General features: G+C 37.6%; 11 protein-coding genes. 6 read left to right on the top strand and 5 right to left on the bottom strand.

The window, feature by feature from the left end; all coding sequences use genetic code 11:
• Positions 1-329: 329 nt before the first annotated feature.
• Together V7124_RS13790 and V7124_RS13785 are read right to left on the bottom strand one after the other, a co-directional pair.
• Positions 330-869 carry an isoprenylcysteine carboxyl methyltransferase family protein gene (locus V7124_RS13790; RefSeq protein WP_335489974.1) on the bottom strand — a complete coding sequence of 180 codons (540 nt, stop codon included), beginning with the start codon at positions 867-869 and terminating at the stop codon, positions 330-332.
• A 33-nt stretch (positions 870-902) separates the two neighbouring features.
• Positions 903-1,994: a type III polyketide synthase gene (locus V7124_RS13785; RefSeq protein WP_335489971.1), complete on the bottom strand. Its 1,092-nt coding sequence runs from the start codon at positions 1,992-1,994 to the stop codon at positions 903-905.
• 659 nt (positions 1,995-2,653) lie between these two features.
• Here V7124_RS13785 and V7124_RS13780 point away from each other — a divergent pair.
• The 3 genes from V7124_RS13780 to V7124_RS13770 are packed head-to-tail and all read left to right on the top strand — an operon-like array spanning position 2,654 to position 4,965.
• Positions 2,654-2,803 carry a cytochrome c oxidase subunit 2A gene (locus V7124_RS13780; RefSeq protein ID WP_335489969.1) on the top strand — a complete coding sequence of 50 codons (150 nt, stop codon included), beginning with the start codon at positions 2,654-2,656 and terminating at the stop codon, positions 2,801-2,803.
• 21 nt (positions 2,804-2,824) lie between these two features.
• Entirely contained in the window at positions 2,825-3,301 is a 477-nt protein-coding gene (locus V7124_RS13775; RefSeq protein WP_335420003.1) for a cytochrome c oxidase subunit II, read from the top strand.
• A complete protein-coding gene (locus V7124_RS13770; protein ID WP_335420000.1) occupies positions 3,301-4,965 on the top strand; it encodes a b(o/a)3-type cytochrome-c oxidase subunit 1 in 1,665 nt (554 codons plus the stop codon). Before V7124_RS13775 ends, V7124_RS13770 begins: the two co-directional genes overlap by 1 nt.
• 22 nt (positions 4,966-4,987) lie before the next feature.
• Here the strand turns inward: V7124_RS13770 and V7124_RS13765 are convergent, their stop codons facing one another.
• The 3 genes from V7124_RS13765 to V7124_RS13755 form a co-directional block, all read right to left on the bottom strand.
• Positions 4,988-5,902 carry a DMT family transporter gene (locus V7124_RS13765; protein ID WP_335489966.1) on the bottom strand — a complete coding sequence of 305 codons (915 nt, stop codon included), beginning with the start codon at positions 5,900-5,902 and terminating at the stop codon, positions 4,988-4,990.
• Positions 5,903-5,962: 60 nt separating this feature from the next.
• Positions 5,963-7,468, bottom strand: a complete 1,506-nt coding sequence (locus tag V7124_RS13760) for a carboxypeptidase M32 (RefSeq protein WP_335489963.1) — start codon at positions 7,466-7,468, stop codon at positions 5,963-5,965.
• A gap of 167 nt (positions 7,469-7,635) precedes the next feature.
• Positions 7,636-7,869: a DUF2249 domain-containing protein gene (locus V7124_RS13755; protein ID WP_335489960.1), complete on the bottom strand. Its 234-nt coding sequence runs from the start codon at positions 7,867-7,869 to the stop codon at positions 7,636-7,638.
• A 123-nt stretch (positions 7,870-7,992) separates the two neighbouring features.
• On the opposite strand from V7124_RS13755, the gene V7124_RS13750 reads away from it, so the two are divergent.
• From V7124_RS13750 to V7124_RS13740, 3 genes are all read left to right on the top strand, one after another.
• Positions 7,993-8,139 carry a hypothetical protein gene (locus V7124_RS13750; protein ID WP_335419986.1) on the top strand — a complete coding sequence of 49 codons (147 nt, stop codon included), beginning with the start codon at positions 7,993-7,995 and terminating at the stop codon, positions 8,137-8,139.
• 202 nt (positions 8,140-8,341) lie between these two features.
• Positions 8,342-8,575, top strand: coding sequence for a DUF2249 domain-containing protein (locus tag V7124_RS13745; protein ID WP_335489957.1), 234 nt, complete (start codon positions 8,342-8,344; stop codon positions 8,573-8,575).
• A gap of 25 nt (positions 8,576-8,600) precedes the next feature.
• Positions 8,601-8,807, top strand: coding sequence for a DUF2249 domain-containing protein (locus tag V7124_RS13740; RefSeq protein WP_335419981.1), 207 nt, complete (start codon positions 8,601-8,603; stop codon positions 8,805-8,807).
• The last annotated feature ends 3 nt before the right edge of the window (positions 8,808-8,810 follow it).

Raw genomic sequence — 8,810 nt, 5'->3', positions numbered from 1 at the left:
TACTTTTCCAGCTACTCCTCGGTCACTATAGATGCCCCATAGTTACCCAACCCCACTATCCTCACCCTCACCGGTCACTCCCACAACCACTACTCCCCATTCAAAACAAAAAGCCAAGGATTTCTCCTTGGCCCAAAACAATATTTCATTAATGTGTTACATTTTTCAAAACGTGTTTCATGACAAATGCGTATATGATTACCGTTCCACCTACTAAAGCAATAGCCATAAGTACACCTTCCTATCCGATCAATTTGAATGAGAATGATTTTCATTCTTTACTTAAAAATAGGATATCACAGGTGATAATCATTTTCAATATACATAAGTTAATTGTCATATTTATTTAACAATTTCGGCAGAAACCGATTGCAGCTTATAAAACTACTTTCATATTCAGTTAGTTCCCGGAGCGCCCTTTCCTCTGCTGGAATCCGAATCGACAGCATCCATATATTTAATAGCGTAAACAGACATGCTGTTACGTATGCGCCAAAGAGTAATGGAACGGAAATAAGCTCAATCGAAACCACTAAATAGTTGGGATGTTTGATAAAACGGTACGGTCCTTTTTTTACGACGTCTACATTCGGTAAAACAATAATTTTCGTATTCCAATACCGTCCGAGTGACGAAATCGCCCAAACTCTAATCAGCTGGGCAACCACAAATACTACAGTTAATAGCGGCCAAATAGGTGATAATTCACGCGAGAAGCTAATTTTCTCTAAAATCAAAAATAAAAAAAACATACAATGCATCAGCACGATAAACAGATAATGATTCGTCCCATATTCTATCGCACCTTGTTCTTTCATCCACTTTTCATTTTTCCGGGCAATCACTAGTTCAATAAGACGCTGAAACATTATAACCGAGATAACTATAAAAAACGGTATCAACTACTCACCCCATTTTAGTAAGAGTAATTCTGAACTAAATCCAGGCCCAAGTGCGGTGCAAAGACCATATGAGCCCGCTTCTCCATCTAATTCCATAAACCGCCTAAGTACATATAAAATCGTTGCCGACGACATGTTTCCATAATTTTTCAATACATCAAGTGAAATATCAGTCATGGAAGCTGGAATACTTAAGGCCTTTACATAAGCATCGATGACTTTTTTACCGCCGGGATGGGCAATAAAATAGTCAATATCTATTATTTCCAACTCACTCTCGGATAAAAACTTACTTACATTTGGTTTTAGCCATTCTTCGACAATACCGGGTATATCTCTTGAGAATACAACAAAAAGACCTTGATCCCTAATATCCCAGCCCATTACATCTAAAGAATCAGGCATTAGAGTAGATTGGGTGCTAATGATTGCCGGAAGATTCCGCTTCGCACTCAACGAACGACAGTTTACATGATCTCCACATATCATTGCACAAGAGACACCGTCAGCAAATAATGAGGTTCCAATTAAGTTACTTTTTGAAAAGTCATTTCGTTGAAAGGTTAAACTGCAGAGTTCGATTGACAGCACTAGAACCTTGGCATCAGGGAATGCAAGACAGTATTCAAATGCCCGCGATAACCCCGCTGCACCGCCTGCGCATCCTAGCCCCCAAATAGGTATTCGTTTTGTATGTTCCCGGAATGGCAATTGATTCATAATCCTTGCTTCGATACTTGGAGTAGCCATACCCGTTGTTGAAATATAAAATATCACATCAATTTCTTTACAATCTATTTCTCTGTTTAAAAAGTTCATATTTGTAAGGCAGTTTACAATAGCCTGTTTCCCAAGACTCACTGCAGATTCAATGTAGGCATTGTTTTTCTCAGCAAAGGAACGGTCCTCCTTAAACCAATCGATACTTTTAACGATGTGTCTTTTTTCGATTTGTCCATTTTGGAATGCTTTGAGCAGTCTTTCGATATCCTTAAACCCTGCTGAAAAAAGCTCTCTGGCAAAGTCCACCGCTTGCTCTTGTTTGATCTCAAAAGGGGGAATTGCTTCGGCAACAGAAAGAATCGATGGCATCAGGTCATTCTCCTTTAATGTATGTATTGGTATTTTTACCAAAAAAAGGAGAATTATGTACAAAAAAAAGCTTCCCCACATGAGGGAAGCAAACGTTTTGAAGGTTGTTGTTGTTGTGCTCTCTTATTATAACCCGGATATGGATACTGTTCATTACGAAAACTTTTCCATTTTTATGTTCACAAACCTTTATTCTTTTCTGACTGAGAATGAACTTCAATCTTAATCTTTTTATTAGCCAATGCCCCACAAATTCTACAATATTCGATTTCGTTATAGAGGAGACGGCATGGTTCACAATAATACTTTTCCATTCATAACACGCTCGCTTCTCGAAATTCTATTACATCTATTCCATACTATTAAAAAGTTAAAAAATTGTGACAATGGTTATTAAAACAAGGTTTTTAATTCAGGAAATACATAATCAATTACTTTTATCACAGGCATAAAGCGATAGTTCACAATTCGTTCACAAACTCCTTGGTACTATTGTGATATATATCACTGATATATCAAGTTTATAACATTACCATAGTAGATATCTTAGGAATGAACATTTTGTGAACTGTCAAATTTGTTATTTTTTCTTCACAATTGTTTTGTATTATGAAAGAGAACTTATTGTTATTTTAATTTTCTGAAGGGGGTTTTGGGGGATGGCAAAGGTTGAACTGAAATCAAATAAAAAAACAGAAATTGAAGACAGCTCTTCTCTTAAAGGAACTTTAGCGTCCGTTTTCTTATTGGGAATCTTTTTAGTTGTCACATGGGCAAGTGTTTATTTTTTATTTTTAGATCGTTTTTAAAGAGAGAAAGGGGAAAAAACCATGCATATTCATAAGTTTGAAAAAATTTGGCTTATATTCGGTGTAGGCGCACTAGTGGTTTTCTTATCAGTTGTAGGTGTAAGCGCTTTTTACTTAGGAAACAAGCCGCCTAGCTGTTTGACAACCATTGACCCAAAAAAGGTAGATACAGAGGCGCCATTCGATAAGCCTGGATTAAACAAGGTTGAAGGAAAAGAATGGGATTATGAATTAGTATATGTAGCGTCTGCGTTCCTCTATAATCCTGGTGAAGTAGAAGTGCCGCTAGGAGCAAAAGTAAAAGTTATTGCTACAACGAAGGACGTCGTTCATGGTTTCCAAGTAGCAGGAACGAATATCAATATGATGCTTGAACCGGGTTACGTGAACGAGATTGTTACAACGTTTGATAAAGAAGGCGAATATTTAGTGGTTTGTAACGAGTATTGTGGTACTGGTCACCACTTAATGAGTTCTAAGATAAAGGTGGTTAAATAATGAGCAGCCAAACAACAAAATTAAAAGTTGATCCGCGTGATGGAAAGCTTGCGATGGCACACTTTTATGTTGCCTTTATTGCTCTAGCTTTAGGCGGTCTTATGGGGTTACTACAAACTCTCGTCCGTTCAGGTAAATTCGAGCTTCCTTGGGGTATTGATTATTATCAAATTCTTACCGTCCATGGTGTATTAATGGGGCTTGTATTAACAACATTCTTTATTATGGGATTTCAATATGCAGCAGTGAGCCGTACAGCAGGCACGCATTCTCCAGCCGCACGGAGAATTGCCTGGATTGGCTTTTGGGTGATGACCCTTGGAACTGTTATGGCTGCAACAATGGTTTTACTTAAGGAAGCATCTGTACTTTATACATTCTATGCACCACTGAAAGCGCACTGGATTTTTTACCTAGGTTTGACATTCGTTATTGTGGGAAGCTGGCTTGATGGTGCTGCCCAAATCATGACGTATGCTAGATGGCGGAAAGAAAATCCAGGTAAACCGAGTCCTTTGTTAAGCTTTATGGCGATTATTAATACAGTAATGTGGATTGTAGCAACATTAGGAGTAGCCTCAACGGTATTATTCCAATTACTTCCATGGTCACTTGGTATCGTTGATACTGTTGATGTTTTAATTAGCCGTACATTATTCTGGTATTTCGGACATCCGCTCGTATATTTCTGGTTACTTCCAGCTTATATGTGCTGGTATGCCATCATACCAAAAATTATCGGCGGAAAAATTTTCTCAGATTCACTAGCACGTCTATCCTTTATATTATTTTTACTTTTTTCCATTCCAGTTGGTTTCCACCATCAATTAACGGAGCCAGGAATTGATCCAGCATGGAAGTTTTTACAAGTCGTGCTAACATTTATGGTCATTGTTCCATCGTTGATGACGGCATTCTCTTTATTTGCAACATTTGAAAGATATGGACGCTCTAAAGGGGCAACTGGTCTTTTTGGCTGGTTCAAGGTATTACCTTGGAAGGACGCTCGTTTTACCGTTCCATTTATTGGGATGGCAAGCTTTATCCCTGCTGGTGCAGGTGGTATCATTAACGCTTCTAACCAAATGAACCAAGTTGTTCATAACACCATTTGGGTAACTGGCCACTTCCACTTAACGGCTGCAACCTCTGTTGTCTTGACGTTCTTTGGAATTTCATATTGGCTTGTGCCCCACTTAACCGGACGTAAATTAACAAAGGCAATGAACAAGTTAGCCATTATTCAAGGGTGGGTATGGTTTATCGGAATGGTCTTTATGTCAGGCGCTATGCACTTCCAAGGACTTCTTGGCGGTCCTAGACGATCTGCCTTCTCAACCTATGGTGATTCAGCACAAGCACTGGAATGGATTCCCTACCAAATTGCACAAGCAGTCGGTGGATCCATTTTATTCCTAGGAATCATTTTAATCCTCATTATCTTTGTTAATCTTGCTTTCTTCGCCCCTAAAGGTGAAGAAGAATTCCCAGTTGGTGAAGCGGAGAATTTGGAAGAAAAAGCACCAATGATTTTTGAAAACTGGAAGCTATGGCTTGGTATCACTGCTCTACTTATTCTTTTCGCATACACGATACCGTTTATTGACATGATTCAAAATGCACCACCTGGATCTGAGGGCTTTAAAACTTGGGGTTCTTGGTAAACAACAACTTAAAGGCTGCAATCTACTGGATTGTAGCCTTTTTTGTGTTATTTTTTCGAAATGAAAATGTGGGAATGTTTATTAGAATGACTGAGAGTAGGATGAATAGTGATCCGATCAATTGCATGAATCCAAAACCTTCATTGTAAAGAAAAACGCTTAATAGTGTTGCAACCACTGGCTCCACCGTGGCAACGATCGCCGCTTTGCTGCTCTCCATTTTCTCAAGTCCTTTTGTATAAAGAAGATAAGCTAGCACTGTCGGGAATAACCCTAACCCGATACCGAAAAAAAGAACTTCTCCAGTTGCCAGAATACTAGCCTTTTTCCAAAGGTTGGTAAAGGGCAGCAATGCAATAGAGGCAACTAAGAACGTATAGAATGTAACAGTGAATGGTGAATATTTTCTCAAAGCAAATTTACCAAAAATACTATATAGGGCATAACCAAAGCCTGCCCCGACCCCGGTAATAATCCCAACTAAACTGAAAGAGGTTGTGTCAAATACACCTACTCCAGCAATTAAGATACAGCCAGCTAATGTTCCCAGTACTGAAACAATTTTCATCTTATCCATTTTTTCTTTTAAAAATAGAAACGATAGGACAACCACAAATGCCGGAGCTGTATAGAGTAAAATAACGGCAAATGATAAACTCATTTGATTAATGGAAGTAAAATAGCACCAGTTGAATAGTACAATACTAAAGACCCCTGTTCCAATAAAATACTTTGTATCAGAGAATCTGATTTTCAGCTGTTCTTTAAAATTTAGCATTCCAATCAAACCTAGTAGAATGGCAGCTGAAACTACTCTCAGTGTAACAATCTCCATAGAAGTGAAGCCAAAATCAGCTAGCTTTCGAATAAATATTGCAATGATTCCCCATAATGCCGCGCTTATTGCAATAAACATGATTGGAACAAACTTACCCATTGCACTCCCCCTATACTAATAAGTGGAAGGGATAAGTGTCTTCCCTTCCACTTCTAAAATTTATAATTGATATAACTTACCATACTTTTCGTACAGATAGTCAACTAAATATTGGGCATTTAAACCTTCCCCTGTTACATCATTTAGAATCTCAAGTGGTTTTTTCAGTTTACCGTATTGATGGATGTTTTTCGTCAGCCATTCCTTGATTGGCAGTAAATTCCCTTCTTCCAAAAGCTGATCGAAGTTTGGCAGATCAGCAAGCATTTTCTTCTTAAACTGGGCCGCGTACATGTAGCCAAGTGCATAGGATGGGAAGTATCCAAAACTGCCACCTGCCCAGTGGACATCCTGAAGTACGCCTTTTGCATCATTTTCTGGAGTAATACCTAAATATTCTTCATATAATTCATTCCAAACCTTAGGAAGATCCTTTACCTCTATCTCGTCATTAAATAGCCCTTTTTCAATTTGATAACGAATAATGATATGAAGTGGATAGGTTAATTCATCTGCCTCGATTCGAATTAATGAGGGCTTCGACTCATTAATGGCTCGGTAAAAATCTTCGATGGTCACTCCGTCAAATTGACCACTGGCATAAGTCTTTAATAACGAATAATTGTTTTTCCAAAAAGAGAAACTACGCCCGACCATATTTTCGTAAAATAGTGATTGTGATTCATGAATACCCATTGACGTTCCCGTACATAATGGAGTTCCAACTAAGTCTTTTGAAATACTTTGTTCATACAAGGCATGACCGCCTTCATGAATCGTACCGAAAACGGCTGTACGAAAATCCTTTTCATCATAATTGGTTGTGATTCGGACATCTCCAGGATTTAAACCCGTTGCAAAAGGATGAACAGTTTGATCCAGCCTGCCTGCGTTGAAGTTATAGCCTATTTTTGCGAGGATATCCAAGCTGAATGCACGCTGATCTTCCTTTTTAAACTCTTCAAAAAGAAAATCAGTATTAGGTTTATTTGTTGATTCCGCAATTTGTTTCACCAACGGAACAATTTTATCCCTTAAATCTCCGAACACTTTATCAAGAATATTTACCGTAATTCCAGGCTCATATAGGTCTAGCAAGACGTCATATTTATTTCCTTCATAGCCCCAATAATCGATAAAACGTTTTGTTGTTTCGACCAGCTTTTCTAAGTAAGGTCTAAACATTTCAAAATCTGATTTTTCTTTTGCTTCTTCCCATGCTGTTTCTGCTTTTGATTGAAGAATGACATACTCCTTGTATTCTTCAGCAGGGATCTTTTTATTTCGTTCGTACTCTTTTTTACATTCCTCAAGAATTTTTCTTGTGGTCTCAGATAGTTCATTTTTTGATAAAGTTGCTATGTATGCTGCCATTTCTTCTGAAGTAGACATTCTAAAGACTTCAGATGAAAGGACTCCAATTACCTCTGAGCGTTGATCCATACCTTCTTTTGGAGCGCCTGTACGCAGATCCCAAAAAATTAATCCTAATGCCTCATTATAGGCACTCATTTTCTTAACAAAATCTAAAAACTTTTTTTCAACTTGTTGTGGTGTAAGGCTCATACTAAATCCCCCTTTTTAATAACCATATGTATTTTATCACATTTTTCTGATAATCTATAAAAAAAACAACAGAACGTTAAATCTGTTGTTAATAATTTATAGGGAGAGAGAATGTTTCCTGAAAGCTGAGAGATTAAGTATTCAATGAGGAATTCAGTGTAACCCGACTATTTCTTGCCGATGGTTACTTTCCAAACTTCTGGACCTTGCTCAACATATTCCCAAGTAAATTCTTCAGGTCTTTCCATCATAAACTGATATTGAAGTGGTCTTGGGTCGTGATCGTTCACTATCTGCATGAATTCACCTGATTTTAGTTCGTCAAATCCATTAAAAATCGTTGGATGTTTTTCTCGTGGTGGAAAATCTGGTACGTGAATAATTTTTGCATAGGTTAGCATTATTTTCACTCCTTATTATTTGTTAACTTCCTTTTTATTATAAAAAATAAAATGAACACCTATAGTGCTTACCATCACACCTTTAGGGTGATTTTGCTTATAGCTTTCGATGGAGGGGTGTAAATGAAAGAGTTGGTTGGTCATTGTATTGCTTGCAGCAAAGAAATATATTGTCTGGATGGCTTCTTTAACGGCGTCCAGTCTGATGACAAAAAGGTCTATTGTTTCGAATGTTATGAATCTACGAATGAAGAAAATCCACAAGATTAGTCCTTGTGGATTTTTGCATAGAAGTTCATTGAGAATTATTTTCAAAACTATGATGGAGGTCACATTATTGTGTTTCAAACACTGCTAAAATGAGGGTAATTACTAATTACTAATATCCAGGTGGTGTTAATGAAGAAAGAGGACAAATCAAATGGCCTTTAAAAACAACATTACCCCTAAATTATTCGAGGAGATGTGACATATGGAACAGAAAATTATTGAGTTAGATGTGAGAGAAGATTTAAAGAATAAGATTGAACCTTTTCAAAAAATTATGGAAGCGATAAAAGAAGTAAATGATAATGATATTTTTATTCTCCACGCCCCTTTTAAGCCTACACCATTGTTTGCTGTCTTAAAAGCCAAGGGCTTTACCCATGAGGCAGAGGAAATTGAAGCAAAACACTGGAAAGTGACTTTTACAAAGAATGCCTAACCTAGAATAAAGAAAGGTGATCAGTATGATACTAGATAATCGAGGTTTGGAGCCGCCGCAGCCAATGATGAGAACGTTAGCAGCCTTGGAAAATTTGGCGGATGGTGAAGTTTTAACGATTATTAATGATCGAAGACCGATGTTCCTTTACGAACAGCTTGAGGAACTTGGTTTCAAGCAGCGAACAGAACCACAAAACGACGGAAGTTTTAAAATAGAAATCTTCCGCTAAGAA

This window comes from Neobacillus niacini, assembly GCF_036961885.1.
GTDB classification, from domain to species: Bacteria; Bacillota; Bacilli; order Bacillales; family Cytobacillaceae; genus Neobacillus; species Neobacillus niacini_H.
This window is presented reverse-complemented; position numbering and strand designations above follow the sequence as displayed.